The 20,992-nt window shown below is 69.6% G+C and carries 16 protein-coding genes and 1 riboswitch; of the genes, 10 read left to right on the top strand and 6 right to left on the bottom strand.

The genetic code is table 11. The features are described 5' to 3' along the window. The first annotated feature begins 11 nt into the window (after positions 1 to 11). The 6 genes from minD to FQY83_RS08220 all read left to right on the top strand — a co-directional run bounded on the left by minD (position 12) and on the right by FQY83_RS08220 (position 7,018). Positions 12 to 821: a septum site-determining protein MinD gene (minD, locus tag FQY83_RS08245; RefSeq protein ID WP_146386964.1), complete on the top strand. Its 810-nt coding sequence runs from the start codon at positions 12 to 14 to the stop codon at positions 819 to 821. A gap of 3 nt (positions 822 to 824) precedes the next feature. After that, positions 825 to 1,088 (top strand): cell division topological specificity factor MinE, encoded by a 264-nt coding sequence (minE, locus tag FQY83_RS08240; RefSeq protein ID WP_146386962.1) that lies wholly within the window; start codon positions 825 to 827, stop codon positions 1,086 to 1,088. Between the two features lie 80 nt (positions 1,089 to 1,168). Then, positions 1,169 to 1,684 (top strand): hypothetical protein, encoded by a 516-nt coding sequence (locus FQY83_RS08235; RefSeq protein ID WP_146386960.1) that lies wholly within the window; start codon positions 1,169 to 1,171, stop codon positions 1,682 to 1,684. A 252-nt stretch (positions 1,685 to 1,936) separates the two neighbouring features. Further along, on the top strand, positions 1,937 to 3,949 hold the full coding sequence (locus FQY83_RS08230; RefSeq protein ID WP_238333447.1) for a M2 family metallopeptidase: 2,013 nt from the start codon (positions 1,937 to 1,939) through the stop codon (positions 3,947 to 3,949). Between the two features lie 81 nt (positions 3,950 to 4,030). Continuing rightward, positions 4,031 to 5,458 carry a trypsin-like serine peptidase gene (locus FQY83_RS08225; protein WP_146386956.1) on the top strand — a complete coding sequence of 476 codons (1,428 nt, stop codon included), beginning with the start codon at positions 4,031 to 4,033 and terminating at the stop codon, positions 5,456 to 5,458. Positions 5,459 to 5,551: 93 nt separating this feature from the next. Further along, positions 5,552 to 7,018, top strand: a complete 1,467-nt coding sequence (locus tag FQY83_RS08220) for a M20/M25/M40 family metallo-hydrolase (protein WP_158636460.1) — start codon at positions 5,552 to 5,554, stop codon at positions 7,016 to 7,018. A 121-nt stretch (positions 7,019 to 7,139) separates the two neighbouring features. On the opposite strand, the gene FQY83_RS08215 is transcribed toward FQY83_RS08220, so the two are convergent. Together FQY83_RS08215 and FQY83_RS08210 are read right to left on the bottom strand one after the other, a co-directional pair. Further along, a complete protein-coding gene (locus FQY83_RS08215; protein WP_146386951.1) occupies positions 7,140 to 8,387 on the bottom strand; it encodes a multidrug effflux MFS transporter in 1,248 nt (415 codons plus the stop codon). Continuing rightward, the gene (locus FQY83_RS08210) at positions 8,384 to 9,124 is read right to left on the bottom strand and encodes a hypothetical protein (protein WP_146386949.1); all 741 of its coding nucleotides are present in this window, start codon (positions 9,122 to 9,124) and stop codon (positions 8,384 to 8,386) included. Before FQY83_RS08210 ends, FQY83_RS08215 begins: the two co-directional genes overlap by 4 nt. A gap of 203 nt (positions 9,125 to 9,327) precedes the next feature. Next, positions 9,328 to 9,445: riboswitch (glycine riboswitch) on the top strand. Between the two features lie 157 nt (positions 9,446 to 9,602). Between FQY83_RS08210 and gcvP the strand changes: the two genes are divergently transcribed. Continuing rightward, on the top strand, positions 9,603 to 12,476 hold the full coding sequence (gene gcvP, locus FQY83_RS08205) for an aminomethyl-transferring glycine dehydrogenase (protein WP_146386947.1): 2,874 nt from the start codon (positions 9,603 to 9,605) through the stop codon (positions 12,474 to 12,476). 355 nt (positions 12,477 to 12,831) lie between these two features. On the opposite strand, the gene FQY83_RS08200 is transcribed toward gcvP, so the two are convergent. Beyond that, positions 12,832 to 14,046, bottom strand: a complete 1,215-nt coding sequence (locus FQY83_RS08200; protein ID WP_146386945.1) for an NAD(P)/FAD-dependent oxidoreductase — start codon at positions 14,044 to 14,046, stop codon at positions 12,832 to 12,834. A 129-nt stretch (positions 14,047 to 14,175) separates the two neighbouring features. Between FQY83_RS08200 and FQY83_RS08195 the strand changes: the two genes are divergently transcribed. Both FQY83_RS08195 and FQY83_RS08190 read left to right on the top strand, forming a co-directional pair. Continuing rightward, positions 14,176 to 14,631, top strand: a complete 456-nt coding sequence (locus FQY83_RS08195; RefSeq protein ID WP_146386943.1) for a hemerythrin domain-containing protein — start codon at positions 14,176 to 14,178, stop codon at positions 14,629 to 14,631. Positions 14,632 to 14,684: 53 nt separating this feature from the next. Further along, positions 14,685 to 15,224 (top strand): NADPH-dependent FMN reductase, encoded by a 540-nt coding sequence (locus FQY83_RS08190; protein ID WP_146386941.1) that lies wholly within the window; start codon positions 14,685 to 14,687, stop codon positions 15,222 to 15,224. 14 nt (positions 15,225 to 15,238) lie between these two features. Here FQY83_RS08190 and FQY83_RS08185 read toward each other — a convergent pair whose 3' ends face one another. Continuing rightward, positions 15,239 to 16,246, bottom strand: coding sequence for a helix-turn-helix transcriptional regulator (locus tag FQY83_RS08185; RefSeq protein WP_146386939.1), 1,008 nt, complete (start codon positions 16,244 to 16,246; stop codon positions 15,239 to 15,241). A 137-nt stretch (positions 16,247 to 16,383) separates the two neighbouring features. Here FQY83_RS08185 and FQY83_RS08180 point away from each other — a divergent pair, with 137 nt between their 5' ends. After that, positions 16,384 to 17,019 carry a glutathione S-transferase family protein gene (locus FQY83_RS08180; protein ID WP_146386937.1) on the top strand — a complete coding sequence of 212 codons (636 nt, stop codon included), beginning with the start codon at positions 16,384 to 16,386 and terminating at the stop codon, positions 17,017 to 17,019. Positions 17,020 to 17,052: 33 nt separating this feature from the next. Here the strand turns inward: FQY83_RS08180 and FQY83_RS08175 are convergent, their stop codons facing one another. After that, positions 17,053 to 17,658: an alpha-ketoglutarate-dependent dioxygenase AlkB family protein gene (locus tag FQY83_RS08175; RefSeq protein ID WP_146386935.1), complete on the bottom strand. Its 606-nt coding sequence runs from the start codon at positions 17,656 to 17,658 to the stop codon at positions 17,053 to 17,055. 8 nt (positions 17,659 to 17,666) lie between these two features. After that, a complete protein-coding gene (locus FQY83_RS08170) occupies positions 17,667 to 20,933 on the bottom strand; it encodes an error-prone DNA polymerase (RefSeq protein WP_146386933.1) in 3,267 nt (1,088 codons plus the stop codon). Between the last annotated feature and the right edge of the window lie 59 nt (positions 20,934 to 20,992).

The following is a 20,992-nucleotide window of genomic DNA, read 5'->3' as shown; positions in this document are numbered from 1 at the left end:
GGAGACGTGTTTTGGCAGAAATCATCGTAGTCACCTCGGGCAAGGGCGGCGTCGGCAAGACGACCAGCAGCGCCAGCCTCGCCAACGGACTCGCGCGCCGCGGCAAGAAGGTCGCCGTGATCGACTTCGACGTCGGCCTGCGCAACCTCGACCTGATCATGGGCTGCGAGCGCCGGGTGGTGTACGACTTCGTCAACGTCGTCCAGGGCGAGGCCTCGCTCCGGCAGGCGCTGATCAAGGACAAGCGCTTCGAGAACCTGTACGTGCTGGCCGCGTCGCAGACCCGCGACAAGGACGCGCTGACCCGCGAAGGCGTGGAGAAGGTGCTCAAGGACCTGTCCGACGACGGCTTCGACTACATCGTCTGCGATTCGCCCGCGGGCATCGAGAAGGGCGCGTTCCTGGCGATGTACTTCGCCGACCGCGCGGTGGTGGTGGTGAATCCCGAAGTGTCGTCGGTGCGCGACTCCGACCGCATCCTCGGCCTGCTGGCGTCGAAGACGCGCAAGGCCGAGGCCGGCGAGCGCGTGCAGGAACACCTGCTGCTGACCCGCTACAACCCCGACCGCGTCGAGAAGGGCGAGATGCTCTCGATCACCGACGTCGAGGAGGTCCTCGGCATCAAGACCCTGGGCGTGATCCCGGAATCCAACGACGTGCTCGACGCCTCGAACAAGGGCGAGCCGGTGATCCTGGCGGGCGAATCCGCCGCCGGCCAGGCCTACGACGACGCCGTCGCCCGGCTGCTCGGCGAAGAGCGGCCGATGCGCTTCACCCAGGCCGAAAAGAAAGGCTTCTTCAGCAAGCTTTTCGGGAGCTGAGGCATGGGACTGTTCGATTTCCTGAAGACCAAGAAGAACACCGCGTCGATCGCGAAGGAGCGCCTGCGCATCATCGTCGCGCAGGAGCGCACCAGCCGCGGCGCACCCGACTATCTGCCGCTGCTGCAGCGCGAACTGCTGGAAGTGATCCGCAAGTACGTCAGCGTCGACGTCGACGCGGTCAAGGTCGACCTGGTCAAGGACGGCGAGCACGACGTGCTCGACATCTCGGTCGCCCTGCCCGAAGGGCGTCCCGCCACCGCATGATCCTGCTCCCTCCCCCGCCTGCGGGGGAGGGTTGGGGTGGGGGCCACCCGCCGACGCAAGTCAGACTCCAGGCTCCCGCCATGATCCGGCAAGACACGCCCCCTTCCGGCAACGTACTGCTCCTGCGCGACATCGCCTTCGACGATGCCGCCACGCTGCTGGCCTCGTACGGCCTGCAGCTGCATCGCGTCGAAGACGGCACGCCGATCCCCGGCAGCTACTGGGGCGAGCCCGAGGCCGGCATCGTCGGCACGCGGGTCCACGCGCGCGGCGACACGCCGGTGCATTCGCTCCTGCACGAGGCCTGCCACCTGATCGTCCTGCCCGACGACAGGCGACAGGCCGTGCACACCGACGCCACCGATTCGGTCGAGGAAGAGGACGCGGTCTGCCTGCTGCAGGCCCTGCTCGGCGACGCCCTGCCCGGCGTCGGCCGTAACCGCGTGCTCGCCGACATGGACGCCTGGGGCTACACCTTCCGCCTCGGCAGCGCGCGCGCCTATTTCGAGCGCGACGCGGACGCGGCGTGGGAATGGCTGCGCGAACGCGGCTTCGTCGACGCGCGGCGTGACCTGCGGCTGCCCGGCCGGGCATGACGCCGCACATTGCTCCCCTTACCGCCGGTTGCCTTGTTTCCTGTCATTTCGACCGGAGGGAGAAATCTCGTGTCCGGAGTGCAGAGATCTCTCCCTTCGGTCGAGATGACAAGGGTGGACATGGCGGCAGGTATTTTCCACGAGTGCATTTTGCACCCGGCAGAGTGCCTGCCCGACCGACCGCACTTGCAGAGCCCCCGGCCGCGATCTAGCCTGCGCCCACCGCATTCCGCGCATCACCAGGAACCGCCCGTGACCCATCGCCACGCCCTGCTCGTCCTCGCCGTCGGCGCGAGCCTCGCCCTGTCCGCCTGCAAGCGCGAACCCACGCCGGCGCCGGACGGTACCGCGCCGGGCACCACCGCCGGCACCACGATCCCGAAGGACGAGACCGCCGACGCGTTCGTCGCCCGCGTCAACGCCGAGCTCAAGGCGATGTACCCCGAGCTCACCGCCGCGCAGTGGCTGTCCAACACCTACATCACCGACGACAGCCAGCTGCTGGCCGCGAAGGCCAACGAGAAATTCCTGTCCTCGCTCAACGACTGGATCGAGCAGTCGAAGAAGTTCGAAGGCCAGCAGATGTCGCCCGAGACCGCGCGCGCGATCACCCTGCTCAAGCTCGGCACCGCGATGCCCGCGCCGAAGGATCCGGCCAAGCTGGCCGAACTGACCCGCATCGCGACCAAGATGGAAGGCATGTACGGCGCCGGCTCGTACTGCAAGACCGCCGGCGACGCCAAGAGCTGCCGCCAGCTCGGCGAGCTCGAGGACGTGCTGCGCAGCGACCGCGACTACAACGACCAGCTCGACGCCTGGCAGGGCTGGCACACCATCGCCCAGCCGATGCGCCAGGACTACCGGCGCTTCGTCGAGCTGGTGAACGAGGGCGCGAAGGAACTGGGCTACGCCGACGCCGGCGAGATGTGGCGCGCCGGCTACGACATGTCGCCGGCGGAACTGTCGGCGGAAACCGACCGCCTCTGGGGCCAGGTCAAGCCGCTGTACGAACAGCTGCACTGCTACGCGCGCACGAAGCTTGAAGCGCAGTATCCGGGCAAGGGCTCGGTCGACGGCCTGCTGCCCGCGCACCTGATGGGCAACATGTGGCAGCAGGACTGGGGCAACCTCTGGGACATCCTCGCGCCGTACAGCGACCAGCAGGCCGGCGGCGACCTCAACGTCACCGCGGCGCTGGAGCGTCGCTACCAGTCCGACCTCAACGCGCGCCTGTCGAAGGAAAACGCGCTGATCGACACCGACCGCCGGGTCGAGGTCGCGCGCGACGCGCAGCTCGAGGACGCCAAGGCGATGACCCGACAGGCCGAAGAGTTCTACACCTCGCTCGGCATGCCGAAGCTGCCCGACAGCTACTGGCTCAAGACCCAGTTCATCAAGCCGCGCGACCGCGACGTGGTCTGCCACGCCAGCGCCTGGGACATGAACATGGACGGCGACGTGCGCACCAAGATGTGCATCAAGCCCAACGAGGAAGACTTCACCACGATCTACCACGAGCTCGGCCACGTCTATTACTACCTCGCCTACAACAAGCTGCCGCCGCTGTTCCAGACCGGCGCGCACGACGGCTTCCACGAGGCGATCGGCGACACCATCGTGCTGGCGATGACGCCCAAGTACCTGCAGTCGATCGGCCTGGTCGGCGCGCAGCAGCCCAGCCACGAGGCGCTGATCAACTCGCAGATGCGCATGGCGCTGGCGAAGGTGTCGTTCCTGCCGTTCGGGCTGATGATCGACCGCTGGCGCTGGGGCGTGTTCGACGGCTCGATCACGCCGGAGAACTACAACAAGGCCTGGTGGGAGCTGAAGGCGAGGTACCAGGGCGTGGCGCCGGTGGCGGTGCGCGGCGAGGAGTTCTTCGACCCGGGCGCGAAGTACCACGTGCCGGGCAACACGCCGTACACGCGCTACTTCCTCTCGCACGTGCTGCAGTTCCAGTTCTACAAGGCGCTGTGCGACGCCGCCGGCTACCAGGGCCCGCTGTACGAATGCACCTTCGCCGGCAACAAGGTCGCCGGCGAGAAGTTCTGGGCGATGCTGTCCAAGGGCAACAGCCAGCCCTGGCAGCAGACCATGAAGGAACTCACCGGCGGCGAGCAGATGGACGCCTCCGCGGTGCTGGAATACTTCGCGCCGCTGCAGGACTGGCTCAAGCAACAGAACGAGGGCAAGACCTGCGGCTGGCAGGTGCCGGCGGCGGCGCCCGCGCAGGCGCCGGCGAAGGATGGCGAAAGCGCCGGCTGAGGCGCATCACCCCGGCGGACGCGGCGGCCTCGGGCCGGCGCGTCCGCCCATGATGTACAGGACTGGACAGGGAGGATAGGGATGCCGATCGTTCGCACGACCATGCTCGCGTGCTGCCTGCTGGCAGGCACGGCCACCGCCGCCGCGCAGGCACCACGCGTGGCCGGCGAACCGAGCCGCTCGCCGGCGATGAAATCTGCCGAAACCTGGCGCGGCGGCGACGTTCCCGCCGCCGTGATCGCGCGGATGCGCTACGGCGAGATGTCGGCGCGGCGGATCCTCAAGCTGCAGCAGGACAACGAAGCCCGCATCGGCAAGCCGCTGCAGATCGGCATCGTCCGCGACGCGGCGACGGAAGGCCCCGGCGGCGCCGTGCCCGCGCTGCACTGGATCGCGCAGGCCGACGGCAGCCACCTCGCCCGCCTCGAGTTCGTCTCGCCGCTGGCCTACGGCATCCGCGCGGGGCTGCGGATCGAAGGCCTGCCTGCGGCCGCCGAGTTGCGTTTCGGCGGCTCGCTGCGCCCGGACGCCGTGGTCGCCACCCTGCGCGGCGCCCAGCTGCGCACGCTCGTCGACGCCGACGGATTGTTCTGGACGCCCGGCACCGACGGCGAGAAGCAGTCCATGGAGCTCTGGCTGCCGCCGGGCGCATCGCCCGCCGGCGTCACCCTCCAGGCCCCGCGCCTGAGCCACCTGATGACCAACGCCCTCGAGGACTTCAAGATCCTCGAGAAGATCGGCGAATCCGGAAGCTGCAACATCGACGTGGCCTGCCGCGTCGGCACGCTGGGACCGTCGTTCGCCAACGCCGGCACCGCAGTGGCGCGGATGACCTTCGTCAAGGAGGGCGGCACCTACCTGTGCACCGGCACCCTGCTCAACGACACCGACAACAGCAGCCAGGTCCCCTGGTTCCACACCGCGAACCACTGCATTCCCTCGCAGGTCATCGCATCAACGCTGAACACCTACTGGAAGTACGACGCCACCGCCTGCAGTTCCGGCATAGTCGGCAACTACGTGCTGCTCAGCGGCGGCGCCGACTACCTCTACTCGAACGAGGACACCGACGGCGCCCTGCTGCGCCTGCGCGACAGCGCGCCGGCCGGCGTCTATTTCGCCGGCTGGGACGCGGGCGCGCTGCCCTCGTCGACGGCGGTCACCGCGATCCACCACCCCGCCGGCGACGTGAAGAAGGTATCGTTCGGCCAGCACCTTCCGGCTCGCAGCGACGACGTCAACCACGCGGCCGGCTGGCTGGAGGGCACCACCGAAGGCGGCAGCAGCGGCTCGGGGCTGTTCACCGTGGACGCATCCGGCTACTACCTGCGCGGCGGGCTGTATGGCGGAAACGCCACCTGTTCGAACAGCGGCTCGCTGTCGAACACGGACAACATCGACTGGTACTCGCGCTTCGACGTCGATTTCCCGAACTTCCGGCAGTACCTGGCGCCGGTGTTCTCGGAGCCGCGACGCCGCAACGGCTCGCACCCGCTGGCGACACCCTGATCCACCGCCGCGCCGGCCGCAACGGCGCGGCGGCCCGCCTCGAAGGCCGGCCGGGCGCCCGCGCCCCGACCGGCGTACCGCAGGGAAGACATCGTGGCCCGATCGCTGCAGATTCCCCTGGCGCTCCTGCTGTCCGCGGCCTGCCTGTGTCACGCGACGGCAGGCGGACAGGCGCTGCCGTACCAGCCGCGGGTCGCCGCCCTGCGCGAGGATCCGTTCGCGAAGGTCTACCTCGTCACCTCGCGCACCCTGTACGAAGGCGGGATCGACAGCCAGGCCCGCAAGGCGTCCAGCCACCGCGACCGCCTCGGCAACGACCTGGTGGTCGCCGAAGCGCGCGCCTGGCAACTGCCTGAGATCAGCCACGGCATCCACGAGCGCGAGCAACACTGCGGCGGCTACTTCGCGTTCGCCACGCGCGCCGAGGCCGAGGCCTTCCTGCGCAACGATCGTTCGCGGCAAGCCCTGCAGGCGAAGGCGGCGGCTGACTACGGTATCGACAACGCGGCCACGGTCGCGCCGTGGCTGCCGCAGGTGCGCGAGGGCAACATCCTCGGCACCATCGAGCATTTGTCCACGGCCTGGCCCAACCGCTACTACGCCAGCACGCACGGCACCAGCGCCGCGCTGTGGATCCGCGACACCTGGCTGGCGCTGGCCAACGGCCGCAGCGACGTGACCGCGGAGCTGTTCACCGCCTGCGGCAACTGCGGCGGACAGCCCTCGGTGATCCTGACCGTGCAGGGCAGCGAGTGGCCCGACGAGATCGTGGTCGTCGGCGGACACCTCGATTCGATCTCCAGCAGCGGCAGCGGCAACGCGATGAACGCGCCGGGCGCCGACGACGACGCCTCCGGCATCGCCACCATCACCGAGATCATCCGCATCGCGCTCGCCGACGGCTGGCGGCCGAAGCGCACGGTCAAGTTCATGGGCTATGCGGCCGAGGAAGTGGGCCTGCGCGGCTCGAACGCGATCGCGCAGTCGTTCCGCAGCCGCAACCTCGACGTCGTCGGCGTGCTGCAGCTGGACATGACCAACTACGGCGCGGGCAGCCAGTACGCGATGCGGCTGATGACCGACAACTCCAACCCGACGCTGCAGGACTTCGTCACCCGCCTGTTCGACACCTACCTCGCACCGCTGGGCCTGAGCCGCGGCACCGACACCTGCGGCTACGCCTGCTCCGACCACGCCTCGTGGACGGCCGCCGGTTATCCGGCGGCGATGATGGCCGAGCCGACCTTCTTCACCCGCCTGCACACCACCACCGACACACTGGCCCACATGGGCGATCGCGCTGCGGTCAGCGTCAATTTCGCGAAGCTGGGCCTGACCTTCGTCGGCGAACTCGGCAAGACCCACGTCGCGGCGCCGCGGCGGCGCAACGGCTCGCAGCCGCTGGCGCCGGGTGCGGCGGCTGGCGTACCGACGCCGGGCCCCGCAACCGTCCGGCTCCCTCAACCGGCGCCGCCCGCAGCGGCAAGGAAAGCGCCGACCCCGATGCTCGCGCCGCTGCTGCGCCTGCACCCACGCGACCCGGAATCGGACGAGCGCTAGCGCATTCTCGACTCGGATATCTACATTTTCCGTCATTCCTGCGAAAGCGGGAATGACGATCATGTCGGCGTTCGACATGGAAACGCCCTGGATGCTGCAAACGCCGACGGCATCCGTCCGGCTACATCTGCCCCGTAGGCTCCAGCTCCGCGGGCGTCTGCGGACAGTCCGGCGGCGTCCGCCCGCGCCGGGTCTCCCAGCGCCAGAACACCCAGCCCGTCAGCACGAAGGCGGCCGCCAGCAGCGCGAGGTGCATCGGATCGTGGCTGGCCAGCGGTGACAGCACGCCGGCGACGACCGCGTTGAGCACCAGCCCGGTGAACGCCTGCAGCGACGAGGCCGAGCCGCGCTGGCGCGGGTACATGTCGAGGATCGCGAGCGTGATGATCGGGAACACCAGCGCGATGCCGAAGGCGTTGAGCGTCATCGGCAGCACTGCCCACGGCACGGTCGGCTGGTCGACGAGCGCGCCGTAGGCGATGTTCGCCAGCACCGCCACGCCGCTGCAGGCGAAGCCGATGTTCACCAGCCGCTTGCCGCTGATCCGCCCCGCGGCCCGGCCCGACACGAATGCGCCGAGCATCATCCCGCTGATCATCGGGATGAAGAACCAGCCGAACTGGCGCTCGTCCAGCTTCAGCAGGTCCAGCACGAACGCCGGCGCGGAGGCGATGTACAGGAACAGCGCGGCGAAATTGAACGCGCCCGCGGCGGCGAGCCGCTGGAAGCGCGGATTGAGCGCGATGTACGCATAGTCGCGCAGCAGTTTCTTCGGCGCCGGCGGCAGGCGCGATTCGCGCGGCAGCGTCTCCGGTAGCCAGCGCCAGGTCGCCAGCAGCAACAGCACCGAGAAGCCGACCAGGAACCAGAAGATCAGCGGCCAGCGCCCCCAGCCGAGCAGCCAGCCGCCGATCACGGGCGCGATCGCCGGCGCGGCGCCGAAGATCATCGACACCTGGCTCATCAGGCGCTGCGCGTCGTCGCCGTGCAGCACGTCGCGGATCACCGCGCGCCCGACGATCAGGCCGACGCCCGCCGACAGACCCTGCAGCGCGCGGAACGCGAGCAGGGTGACGAGGTCCGTGGCCAGCGCACAGCCGACCGAGGCCAGCGTGAACACCACCAGCCCCGCGAGGATCACGCGCTTGCGCCCGACGATGTCCGACAGCGGCCCGTGCACCAGGCTCATCACCGCGTAGGCGATCAGGTACACGCTGATCGTCTGCTGCATCGCCAGCTTGTCGGCGCCGAGGTCGGCGCCCATCACCGGGAACGCCGGGAAGATGGTGTCGATCGAGAACGGCCCGAACATCGCCAGGCCGGCCAGCAGCAGTGCCAGTCGGCGCAGGTTGGGCGCGGACGCGGTCATTCCACGCCGTTCCCGCCCGCCGCGGCGGCGCCCGCGTCGCCGTCCGCGGGCGGGGCCGGCCGCGGACGGATGCCGGCCAGGGCGTCGGTCGGCACCAGTTCGGCGCGCTGCGCCGCCACGTCCCACAGGAACACGAAGGCGCTGCTGGTGCCCAGCACGCGCCAGTCGCCGGCCAGTTCGCCGCGCGCATCGATGACGCTGACCGATACCGCCTGCCCTCCGCCCTCACGGATCCGGTCGGCGCGTGTGCCGCTGTGCGTGAACAGCACCAGCGCCATCATCACCACCGCCGCCAGCGTCGCCATCGTTTCCGGGTGCAGGCCGAAGTAGGCCCACCAGTCCCCGCGCCGGGGGATCAGCGCGCGGAACCACCAGCGCCCGTCCAGGCGCGCGGTCGCCCCGGGATGGCGCCTGCGCCAGCGTTCCGGCCACAGCGCCAGGACCGAGGTCAGCAGGGTCCAGGCCAGCAGGATGAGGTAGGCGGGCCGGCGCAGGCCGGCGACGAAATAATCGCTGCTCTGCAGGTATTCCAGGATCTGCACGTCGAAGCGCCGGTAGAACCAGTAGCTGTCCCACAGGCCGATCACCGACACGAACACGTAGCTGCTGGTGACCAGCAGCATCGGCTCACGGCGGAACACGTCCCACACCCGGCTGACCACGGAGCGGTCCCCGCCGGCATCCGGCATCGCTTCCGCCGGGGCCGGGGCCGCCGGGTTGATGTCCTGCTGGTTCAATGGTGTCCTCGCCCCGCAAGCTCGTTCAGGTTGGCCATTATCGCGGACACCGGCCGCGGGCGGGACGCTGCCCTGCCGCCGCGCCCGCACGCGATATAATCCGCCCGCAACCCGGTGGGAGAAGCGGCCGCATCCGCGAGGATGCGCGACGCTGCCGAAGGCGCAAACGCCCGTAATCGCTCAGGCCCGATACCACCGGACGCGGCAAACACTCTGGAGAGACCGACCGGCTTTGCCGGAACCGGCGCCGAAGGGGCACGAAGCGCGCGATCCTCGTCGGCGCGCTTCCAAACTCTCAGGCAAAAGGACAGAGGGGCAAAATCCGCATGGAACGCCTGCATCGTCGTTCCAGCGAAAGCCGGAATCCATTTTGACTTTCGCCCTTCAAGCAACGGCAAAAGCAAAATGGATTCCGGCTTTCGCCGGAATGACGACTGCAGGACTCCCGCGGTGCCCTTCCCTCTCCGGTGCCTCCGCCATGTCCAAGCCTTCCCTGCGCGACCTCGAACACCACGACGCCTTCGTCGAGCGCCACATCGGCCCCAACGACGCCGAGATCGCACAGATGCTGCGCGCAGTCGGCCACGACTCGCTCGACGCGATGACCGACGCCATCGTGCCCGGCAGCATCAAGGCGACCGGCGCACTCGACCTTCCCGGCGGCATGACCGAAGTCGAGGCGCTGGCGAAGATCCGCGCCATCGCCGCCAGGAACGACGTCTTCCGCAGCTTCATCGGCCAGGGCTACTACGGCACCCATACGCCGAACGTCATCCTGCGCAACGTGCTCGAGAATCCGGCGTGGTACACGGCCTACACGCCCTACCAGGCCGAGATCTCGCAGGGCCGCATGGAGGCGCTGATCAACTTCCAGCAGATGTGCGCCGACCTGACCGGCATGGACATCGCCAACGCCTCGCTGCTGGACGAGGCCACCGCCGCGGCCGAGGCGATGACCCTGGCCAGACGCTCGGCCAAGTCGAAGTCCAACCTGTTCTTCGTCGCCGACGACGTGCACCCGCAGACGCTGGAAGTGGTGCGCACCCGCGCCGGCGGCCTCGGCATCGACCTGCAGGTCGGGCCGGCCGCCGACGCCGCGACCGTCGACAGCTTCGGCGTGCTGCTGCAGTACCCGAACACCTACGGCCGCATCGGCGACCACGCAGCCGTCGCCGACGCGGTGCATGCGCGCGGTGCGCTGGTCGCGGTCGCCACCGACCTGCTCGCGCTGACCCTGCTCAAAGCGCCGGGCGAATGGGGCGCGGACATCGTCGTCGGCAATTCGCAGCGCTTCGGCGTGCCCTTCGGCTTCGGCGGCCCGCATGCGGCGTTCATGGCCTGCCGCGACGCGTTCAAGCGCTCGATGCCCGGCCGCCTGATCGGCGTCTCCATCGACGCCGAAGGCAAGCCCGCCTACCGCCTCACCCTGCAGACGCGCGAGCAGCACATCCGCCGCGAGAAAGCGACCTCCAACATCTGCACCGCGCAGGTGCTGCTGGCGGTGATGGCGGCGATGTACGCCGTCTACCACGGCCCCGAGGGCCTGGTCCGCATCGCCCGCCGCACGCACCGCCAGGCCGCGATCCTCGCCGCCGCGCTGCGACAGGCCGGCGTGTCGGTCGGCGAGCAGTTCTTCGACACCCTGCACGTCACCGGCGTCGATGCCGAACAGGTCCACCTCTACGCCAGCCACCAGCGCATCAACCTGCGCAAGATCGACGCCACCAGCGTCGGCATCAGCCTCGACGAGACCACGACCCGCGCCGACCTCGCCGCGCTGGCGAAGATCTTCGGCGCCGACCTGACCGACAGCGCGATCGAGGCGCTCGACGACGCCACCGCCGACGCCCTGCCCGCGTCGCTGCTGCGCGCGTCGGAATTCCTGACCCACCCGGTGTTCAACACCCACCACAGCGAGCACGAACTGCTGCGCTACCTGCGCGCGCTGGCCGACAAGGACCTGGCGATGGACCGCACGATGATCCCGCTGGGCTCGTGCACGATGAAGCTCAACGCCACCGCCGAGATGATCCCGGTCACCTGGCCGGAATTTGCCAACATCCATCCGCTGGCGCCGGCGTCGCAGACCCGTGGCTACCAGGAGCTGGTCGACTCGCTGGAGGCGATGCTGGTCGAGATCACCGGCTACGACGCGATCAGCTTCCAGCCCAACTCCGGCGCGCAGGGCGAGTACGCCGGCCTGCTGGCGATCCGCGCCTGGCACGCCTCGCGCGGCGAAGGCCACCGCGACATCTGCCTGATCCCCGAATCCGCGCACGGCACCAACCCGGCCAGCGCGCAACTGGTCGGCATGAAGGTCGTGGTGACCAAGTGCGACGCCAACGGCAACGTCGACCTCGACGACCTGCGCACGCAGGCGGAGAAGCACTCGGCCAATCTCGCCGCGCTCATGATCACCTACCCGTCCACGCACGGCGTGTTCGAGGAGGACATCGTCGCCATCTGCGAAACCGTGCATGCGCACGGCGGCCAGGTGTACACCGACGGCGCCAACATGAACGCGCTGGTCGGCGTGGCCAAGCCGGGCAAGTGGGGCTCGGACGTCTCCCACCTCAACCTGCACAAGACCTTCTGCATCCCGCACGGCGGCGGCGGCCCCGGCGTCGGCCCCTGCGCGGTGAAGTCGCACCTGGCGCCTTTCCTGCCTGACGGCCACCGTGATGCCGACGGCACGGTCGGACAGGTCTCGGCCGCCGCGCACGGCAGCGCCTCGATCCTCCCGATCAGCTGGATGTACATCGCCCTGATGGGCAAGGCCGGCCTGCGCAAGGCCACCCAGGTCGCCCTGCTCAACGCCAACTACATCTCGAAGCGGCTGGCGCCGCACTACCGCACGCTCTACACCGGCCGCAACGGCCTGGTCGCGCACGAGTGCATCCTCGACCTGCGCCCGCTGGAGAAGGCGACGGGCGTGAGCGCCGAGGACGTCGCCAAGCGCCTGATCGACTTCGGCTTCCACGCCCCGACGCTGAGCTTCCCGGTCGCGGGCACGCTGATGGTCGAACCGACCGAGAGCGAATCGCTGCACGAGCTCGACCGCTTCATCGACGCGATGATCCAGATCCGCGACGAGATCCGCGCGATCGAGGAAGGCAAGCTCGACCGCGACGACAACCCGCTCAGGCACGCTCCGCACACCGCGAACGCGGTCGCCGCCAGCGAATGGACCCACGCCTATCCGCGTGAACTGGCCGTGTTCCCGCTGGCGTCCCTGCGCCAGCAGAAATACTGGCCGCCGGTCGCGCGCGTGGACAACGTGCACGGCGACAAGAACGTGTTCTGCGCCTGCATCCCGGTGGATGCGTACAAGGACGAGGCCGTCGAGGCTTGACCGCCGGCCTGCGCCGGCCGGCCCGCAAGGCCGCCGGCGTGCCAACACCTTCATCGTCATCCCGGCGAAAGCCGGGATCCATCTTGATCTTCGCAGTCGACTTCCACGGAAAGTCAACGGCAACATGGATCCCGGCTTTCGCCGGGATGACGGCAAAGATTCGTCACCTCGACGCGCGGGTGTTTTTTTCACCAAAGTGTCACGAAGCGAGTCGCCACGCGCCCCCGCGGCGATTGTTCCATCGTCCCTCCACAAGCTTGTCCACAGGCATCGTGGATAAGTCGTACGCGGGCGCATCCGCACGCGCCGGGGCTTGACAAATCAGGTCGTGAACACGCACGGCCGGCGATGCCGATCAAGGCGCCGCCCGTTCGAACGAGAACAGCTTCGCCAGCGGATGCGGCTTGCGCTCGACGGCCGCGCGCAGCAGCCCCGCGCCGACCATCGAATAGGTGATGCCATTGCCGCCGTAGGCCATGGCGAACAGCACGCGCGGGCCGTGCCGCGCATGCGCGCCGAAGAACGGCAATCCGTCCTTCGTTTCGGCGAACGTGCCCGCCCACGAGAACGCGGGCTGCAGCGGCAGGTGGGGGAACATCTTTGACACGCGCTTGAGCAGGGTGCGCGCCTTCTTCCCGACACGGGCGTCGCGCCTGGCCGGGATGTCGACCGCATCGTCCTCGCCACCGACCAGCAGGCGATGGTCGCCGGTGGGGCGCATGTACAGGTACGGCCGCGCCGATTCCCAGACCATGGTCCGGCCCAGTTCACCGAGCATCGCCGGGTCGATGGGGTCGGTGATGAACGCGTAGCTGCTGCGGTTGCGCGCGACGTCCTGCTTCAGCCATTGCTGGTTCGCATAGCCGGCCGCGAACACGACGTGGCCGGCGCGGATGGCGGCGCCCTGCGCCGTCGTCGCGACGATGCCGCGCGACGTGGTCTGCACGTGTTCGATCCTGGTGCGGTCGAACACGCCGGCCCCGCGGCGGTGCAGCCTGCCGAGCAGGCGATAGGCCATGCGGTAGGGATCCAGGTGCGCGCCGAGCCGGCTGAGGATCGCGGCCGGCGCCTCGATGCCGTAGCGCGCTTCGAGGTCCTGCGGCGGCAGCCACTCCACGTCGAATCCATGCTTCGCGCGCAGCGCGTACTCCTCGCGCAGGTCGCGCGCATCGCGCCGCCGGCTGGCGAAGTACAGGCTCTGCGCCTCGCCGAAGCCGGCGTCGCGCAGGTCGCGGGCCAGCGCCCGCAGGGCCGGGATCGCCTCCGCGCACGCGCGGTAGGCGAGCACCGCATCGTCCTCGCCATACTGTTTCGCGAGTTCGACCATGTGCGTGTCGATCTCGTACTGCAGCAGGCCCGTGCTCGCCGCGCTGCTGCCCCAGGCGATGTCGCGCTGCTCGACCACGGCGACGTCATGGCCGTGCCGCGCCAGCTCGTCGGCCGCGAGCGCGCCGGTGATGCCGCCGCCGACCACCAGCACGTCGCAACGCAGGTCCCGCTCCAGCGGCGGGAACGCCTGCATCAGGCCGTTCTTGACCGCCCACCAGGGATAACCGCTCTTCAGGTCCATGCCGTCTCCCCGATGCCTTGGCAGCAGTCGCATCGTCGACCCCCGCCCAGGCGCCGTCAACCGGCCAGCCGACGCCGCGTTCACGCTGCCACCGGCATCGTGGCCAGGGTCCAGAGCCGGTGCAACACCATGCCAGACAACATCTACGATGCCCTGCGCGAGAGCCACGAACGCCAGCGCTCGCTGTGCCGCAAGCTGCTGCGCTCGCCCCCGCACACCGAACGCCGCATCGCGCTGTTCACCGACCTGCGCATCGAACTGGCCGCGCACGCGGCCGCCGAGGAACGTTTCCTCTACGCGCCGATCCTGATGCACGACGCCGGCCTCGATTCCTCGCGCCACGCGCTGCACGAGCATCACGAACTCGACGAGATCGTCGAGGACATGCAGACCGTCGACAAGGCCGGCGCCGGCTGGATGGCGAAGGCGCGCAAGCTGTCGAAGAAGGTGCACCACCACCTGCACGAGGAGGAGACGAAGTTCTTCCAGGTCTCGGGAAAACTGCTCGGCGCCGCGCAGAAGGACCAGCTCGCGAAGCAGTACCGTCGCGACTATGCGCGCATGCGCAGGTCGCTCGAGGACTGAGCACGCCCGCAAGCCCCTCTTTCCGCCACGCCCGCCACCCGGGGAATCCGCCCATGAAACTCACCATCGCCGTACTCGTCGGCAGCCTGCGCAAGGATTCGTTCAATGCGAAGCTCGCGGACGCGCTCGCCGCGCTCGCGCCCGACGACGTCGCTTTCCCGCGCCTGCGCATCGACGACCTGCCGCTCTACAACCAGGACGACGACCAGGCCCCGCCGGCCGCCGCGAAGCGCCTGAAGCAGGCGATCCGCGAGGCCGACGGCGTGCTGTTCGTGACCCCCGAATACAACCGTTCCGTGCCCGGCGTGCTGAAGAACGCCATCGACCACGCCTCGCGTCCCTACGGCGACAGCGCTTTCGCGGGCAAGCCGGCCGGCGTGATCGGCGTGTCGATCGGCGCGATCGGCACCGCCTGCGCGCAGCAACACCTGCGCACCGTCCTCGCCTACCTCGACATGCCGACGCTGGGGCAGCCGGAGGCCTATCTGAAGGCCGACGACGTGCTCGACGGAGACCGCATCGCCGAAGGCAGCCGCGAATTCCTGCAGACGTGGATGGATGCCTACCTCGACTGGGTGCGCAAGCACGTCTGACGTCGCGCCGGGCTTCATTCCCTGGCGCGACGACCCCGGGAACCTCGCCCTGCCGTCGCCGGCGGCGGCAGGTCCGCCGCCGCCGACAGGCGCAGCGCAAGCCCGCGCACGTGCTGCACCAGTTCCTTGGGCTCCAGCACGCTGAAATCCACGCCCAGCATGGCGAGGTGGTAGGCCATCGCCTCGTGCCGCTGCGCACCGACCTCCAGTTCGCAGGTTTGCGCATCGATCCGCTTCAGGCGTCCGACCGAGGGCGGGATCCGTTCGCGCATCCGCGCCAGCGGCGCGCGCAGCAGGATCCGCGCTTTCACCGCATACGGCTGCACCGAGATCGCGCGCGAGACGAAGGCCGCCGCATCCCCGCCCGGCACCTTGCGCGGCAGGAAGCGCTCGCCGACGCGGGGCGTGCCGACGATGCGGTCGATGCGGAACGTGCGCCAGTCCGCGCGCACGGCGTCCCAGGCCAGCAGGTACCAGCGCGCACCGGTGGCGACCAGCGCGTGCGGCTCGACGTCGCGTTCGCTGGCGCGTCCCTGCTGGTCCGCGTAGCCGAAGCGCAGGCGCTGCAGCCCGCGGCACGCGCCCGCCAGCGCCACCAGGCGCTCGTGCGGCACGCTCGGCCCCGCGGCGCCGAGCGGCTGCACGGCGGCGTGCAGGTTGCGCACGCGCGTGCGCAGCCGCGCCGGCATCACCTGCTTCAGCTTGGCCAGCGCGCGCAGCGCCGAATCCTCCATGCCGGCCACCGTGCCCGCGGTGGCCAGCCGCAATCCCAGCGAGACCGCCAGCGCCTCGTCGTCGTCGAGCAGCAGCGGCGGCAGGTTGCTGCCCGCCGCGAGCTGGTAGCCGCCCGCCAGTCCGGAACTCGATTCCACCGGATAGCCGAGGCTGCGCAGGCGGTCGACATCGCGCCGCACGGTGCGGCCGGTGACCTCCAGCCGCGCGGCCAGTTCGCCTCCCGGCCAGAAGCGCCGGGACTGCAGCAGGGCCAGCAGGCGCAGCAGGCGGGAAGAGGTGTCGAGCATGTGGCGCAGGATGCCACGAGTCGAGGACAGAATCTGTCCGCAATTGTCCCTAGCCTGTTCCCGTGCCGGATGCGGATCGCCTTCGTCGAAGCACCGGCCGTTCCCCTTCTTTCCGCATGCCCTGCAAGGAGCCCGCCATGTCCCTGAAACTCTTCGCCGCGCCGATGTCCAGCGCCACGCCGGTGGTCAACGCCATCGCCGAACTCGGGATCGACTGCGAGATCGTCATGTTCGATCTCTCCTCCCGCGAGCAGAAGCAGCCCGCCTATCTCGCGATCAATCCGCACGGGGTGGTGCCGACGCTGGTCGTCGACGGCACGCCGCTGTTCGAGGCGGTCGAGATCATGCAGTGGCTGGGCGACCGCCATGGCGTGGAGCGCGGACTGTGGCCGGCGGCCGACACGCCGGCGCGGCTGGTCGCGCTGTCGTGGACGAGCTGGGCCTACGTCAGCTACGGCGCACTGCTCAACGTACTGAATTTCTCGCAAAGCCCGCGCGCCGACGCCCGCCTGCACCATCCGCCGCTCGCGGCGGAAGCGCTGAAACAGCTCGATGCCGCGCTCGGCCGGCTCGACGCGCAGTTGGCGAAGGCGCCGTTCCTGCTCGGCGACGCGTTCTCGCTCGCCGACCTGATCGTCGCCGGCGTCGTCACCTACAGCACCTATTGCGGCGTGTCCGTCGACGGGCATGCCCACGTGCAGCGCTGGCTGCAGGCCTTCCAGTCGCGGCCGGCCTACCGCAGGACGTGGATGGGGGAATCCGCGGTGGCCTGAGGCGCTGCAGCCCCTTGCCCCCTGAAGGCGCCCCTAGGCTGGAGATGGTTCTCCCGGATGGACGCGGAACACCACGCTGATGCGCGGCGCGGCATGGCGCGTCTTCGGGATCCCGTGTTCGTGGCTGGTCTGCATCGCGTGGCTCATGCAGAGCAGGCTGCCCGGCGCCAGGTCGACGGCGATGCGATCGGCATGGTCTGCCGTCGAGCGGATCAGCATGCGCCGCGGCGCGCCGAGCGACACCAGCGCGATCGGATGCCCCTCCCGCAGCGCGTGCAGCTTGTCGCCGTGCATGGCCACGCTGTCGCGGCCATCGCGGTAGAAGTTCAGGCCGATCGCGTTGAACGGCGCCGGTACCCGTGCGCGCACGCGCGCCAGCATCTCCGCCAGCGGCAGGGCGTCGGGCAGCGCGACGACCGAGTATCCCGCCAGCAGGCGCGGCACGTCGACGATGCGGTCGTACATCGGGCGGCGGGCCTGTCGCCAGTCCGCCCCGGAGGCGAGGGCTTCGAACCAGCGCCGCGCGGTCGCAGGATCCACGAACCCCGGCCAGTAGCGCGCGCCGCCCTGCGCGTCCTCCACCAGCGGCAGCATCGCGGGGGCGAACAGGTCGTCGCGGGCGATCGATGCGGTGCGCATGCCCGGGCTCAGTGGAAATCGCGCGAGCGGGTGCGCAGTTCGCCGAGCAGGTGGCTGAAATCCTGCAGGTCGCTGGCGATCAGGTGCTGCACGCCGTCGACGTGCTCCCAGCGCCCGCGCACGGCCAGCAGCCGCGCGCCGAGCAACGCCTTGCGCCGGCGCAGCGCGACGTGCGACCACACCACCACGTTGACCATGCCGTGCTCGTCTTCGAGGGTGACGAAGATCGTGCCCTTTGCCGTTCCCGGACGCTGGCGCTGGGTGACGATGCCGGCCGCGTACGCACCGCGGCCGTGCGGCAGTTCGCGCAGCTGGCGCGAATCGAGCACGCGCTGCCTGCGCAGGCGCTCGCGCAGCAGCGACAGCGGATGCGCGCCGAGGGTCAGGCCGACCGCACGGTACTCGGACAGCACGTCCTCGCCGGTCGTCGGGGCTGGCAGCACGACCTCGTCCTCGTCGGGGCTGCCCGGCAGCAGCGGTCGCTGGCGCTCGATGCCGGCCACCGCCCAGCGCGCGGCGTGGCGATGGCCGGCGAGCGAAGCCAGCGCGCCGGCTTCGGCCAGTGCGCTGCGCGCTTTCTCGTCGAGCCGCGCGCGCAGGCACAGGTCGCGCACGTTGGCGAACGGGCGCTGCGCGCGGGCGGCGACGATGGCATCTGCCGTCGACGCCGCGATCCCCTTGACCTGGCGAAAGCCGAGCCGGATCGCCGCCTGGCCGCCGTCGTCGGTGCTGGTCCGCGGGTAACCGCCTTCCAGCGTGTTGTCCCAGTCGCTGCAGGTCACGTCGACCGGACGAATCTCCACCCCGACGCGCTCGCCCCTGCCACGCCGCGCGTCCTGCACGATCTCGCTGGGCGAATAGAACCCCATCGGCTGCGCATTGAGCAGCGCGCAGGCGAACGCCGCCGGCTCGTGCCGCTTCAGCCAGCAGCTGATGTAGACCAGCTTGGCGAACGAGGCCGCGTGGCTCTGCGGGAAGCCGTAGGAGCCGAAGCCCTTGATCTGCTCGAAGATCTGGTCGATGAACTCCGACGAATAGCCCTTGCCTTCCATCAGCTCGCGAATGCGGACGCGGTGCGGCTCCATGTCGCCGCCGCGCTTCCACGCGGCCATCGAGCGGCGCAACCCATCGGCCTGTTCCGGCGTGTAGCCGGCATGGATCACCAGCTCCATCACCTGTTCCTGGAACAGCGGGATGCCGAGGGTCTTGCCGAGGATCTCCTCGATGCCTGGCGAGGGATAGGTCACCGGATCCTTGCCCTGGCGCCGCCGCAGGTAGGGATGCACCATGCCGCCCTGGATCGGGCCGGGTCGCACGATCGCCACTTCCACGACGAGGTCGTAGAAGTTCTCCGGCTTCAGTCGCGGCAGCATGCTCATCTGCGCACGCGATTCGATCTGGAACACACCGATGGTGTCCGCCGCCTGGATCATCGCGTAGGTGGGCTCGTCGCCCGCCGGCAATCGCGCAAGATCCAGCGTGTAGCCGCGGTGCCGCGTCAACAGGTCCACCGCCTTGCGGATGCAGGTCAGCATGCCGAGGGCGAGGCAGTCGACCTTGAGCAGACCCATCGTTTCAAGATCGTCCTTGTCCCACTGGATGATCGTGCGGTCCGGCATCGCCGCGTTCTCCACGGGCACCACGGTCGAAAGCGGCGCGTCGCTGATGACGAACCCCCCGACGTGCTGCGACAGGTGCCGCGGGTGGTCGCGCAGCTGTTTCGTCAGCGCGAGCACGCGCCGGACCAGCGGATTTCCGGGATCGAACCCGGCTTCGCGCAGGCGCTGCGCCATGGGCGCCTCGCCGTTGCCCCAGCCGTAGCATTCGGCCAGCAGGGTGATCTGGTCCGGCGGCAGGCCGAAGGCCCTGGCGACGTCGCGCACCGCGCTCTTGCCGCGGTAGCTGATCACCGTAGCCGCCAGTGCCGCGCGGTGCCGGCCGTACCTGGCATAGACGTACTGGAGCACTTCCTCGCGACGTTCGTGCTCGAAATCCACGTCGATGTCCGGCGGCTCGTTGCGCGCGCGCGACAGGAAGCGGGAAATCAGCAGCCGCGTCTCGGAAGGATCCACCGCGGTGATGCCCAGCGCATAGCACACCGCCGAGTTGGCGGAGGATCCGCGCCCCTGGCAAAGGATGCCTTTCGATCTCGCGAAAGCGACGATGTCCTCGACCGTCAGGAAGAACGCCTCGTACTTCAGCTCCTCGATGAGCGCCAGTTCCTCGTCGATGTCGCGTCGGACCTTTTCCGGAAACTCCCGGCCCTGCCAGCGCTTGAGTATCCCCTTTTCGGTCAGGGCCCTCAGCCAGCTGGTCGGCGTCTGTCCCTCGGGAACGAGTTCCACCGGATAGCCGTACTTCAGGTCCCGCCTGAGATCGAACGTGCAGCGCCGCGCCAACTGGACGGCATTGCCCAGCAGCGCATGCCCGCCCTCCACCGCGCCGTAGATGTTGCCCAATGCCTGCCGCGTACGCAGGTGGCGCTCGCCGTTGCGGAACAGGTGCGCGCCGCAGTCCGCCAGTGGCAGGCCGTGGCGGATCGCGGTCATCGTGTCCTGCAGCATGCGTCGGCGGCGCAGGTCCATGTGCACGTCGCCCGCGGCGACCGGCGTCATCTCCAGCTGTGCCGCCAGCGCGAGCAGTTGCCGCAGGCGCGCGGCATCGTCCTGCTCGCGGTGCAGTTCGACGGCGACGTGGGCACGCGCGCCGAACAGGCCGTGCAGCCATCGCGCCTGCGCCGTATCCGGCTCGCGGCCGGGGATCCACAGCGCGAACAGGCCGGACACCTCGGGGTCGATGCCTGCCAGCATGCCGGCGACATCCGCGCGCGACAGCCGGTACGCGCCCTTCTTCGCGTCGCCGCGTCGGCCGCGGGTGATCAGCTCGCACAGCCGCGTGTAGCCCGACTGTTTCTCCACCAGCAGCACGAGCTTCGTGCCGCAGGCGAGCGTGAACTCGCTGCCCACCACCAGCCGCACGCCGGTAGCCTCCGCGGCCTCGAGCGCGCGCACGATGCCCGCCAGCGAACATTCGTCGGTGATCGCCAGTGCTTCGTAGCCGCACTGCCTGGCGCGGTCGAAGAGATCCGTCGCGCTCGCCGCGCCGCGCAGGAACGAGAAGTCGGACAGGCAGTGGAGTTCGGCGTAGGCGGGCCGGCCGTCGTCCACCGGCGGCTCGTCGTTGGCCGCGCGCAGGCCGAGCCGCTGCGCGACTTCCCAGGCGCGCGGCGGACCTCCACCGGGGCCATCGCGGCCCATGCCGTCGTCATCCTCCATGGACGCAACCTCCCCCTCGTTCCGGGAGGGAAAAACCTGTCATCTCGACCGCAGGGAGA

Source organism: Luteimonas marina (assembly GCF_007859325.1).
GTDB lineage: Bacteria > Pseudomonadota > Gammaproteobacteria > Xanthomonadales > Xanthomonadaceae > Luteimonas > Luteimonas marina.
The sequence above is the reverse complement of the archived record's forward strand: the minus strand, read 5'-3'. Positions and strand labels throughout refer to the sequence as shown.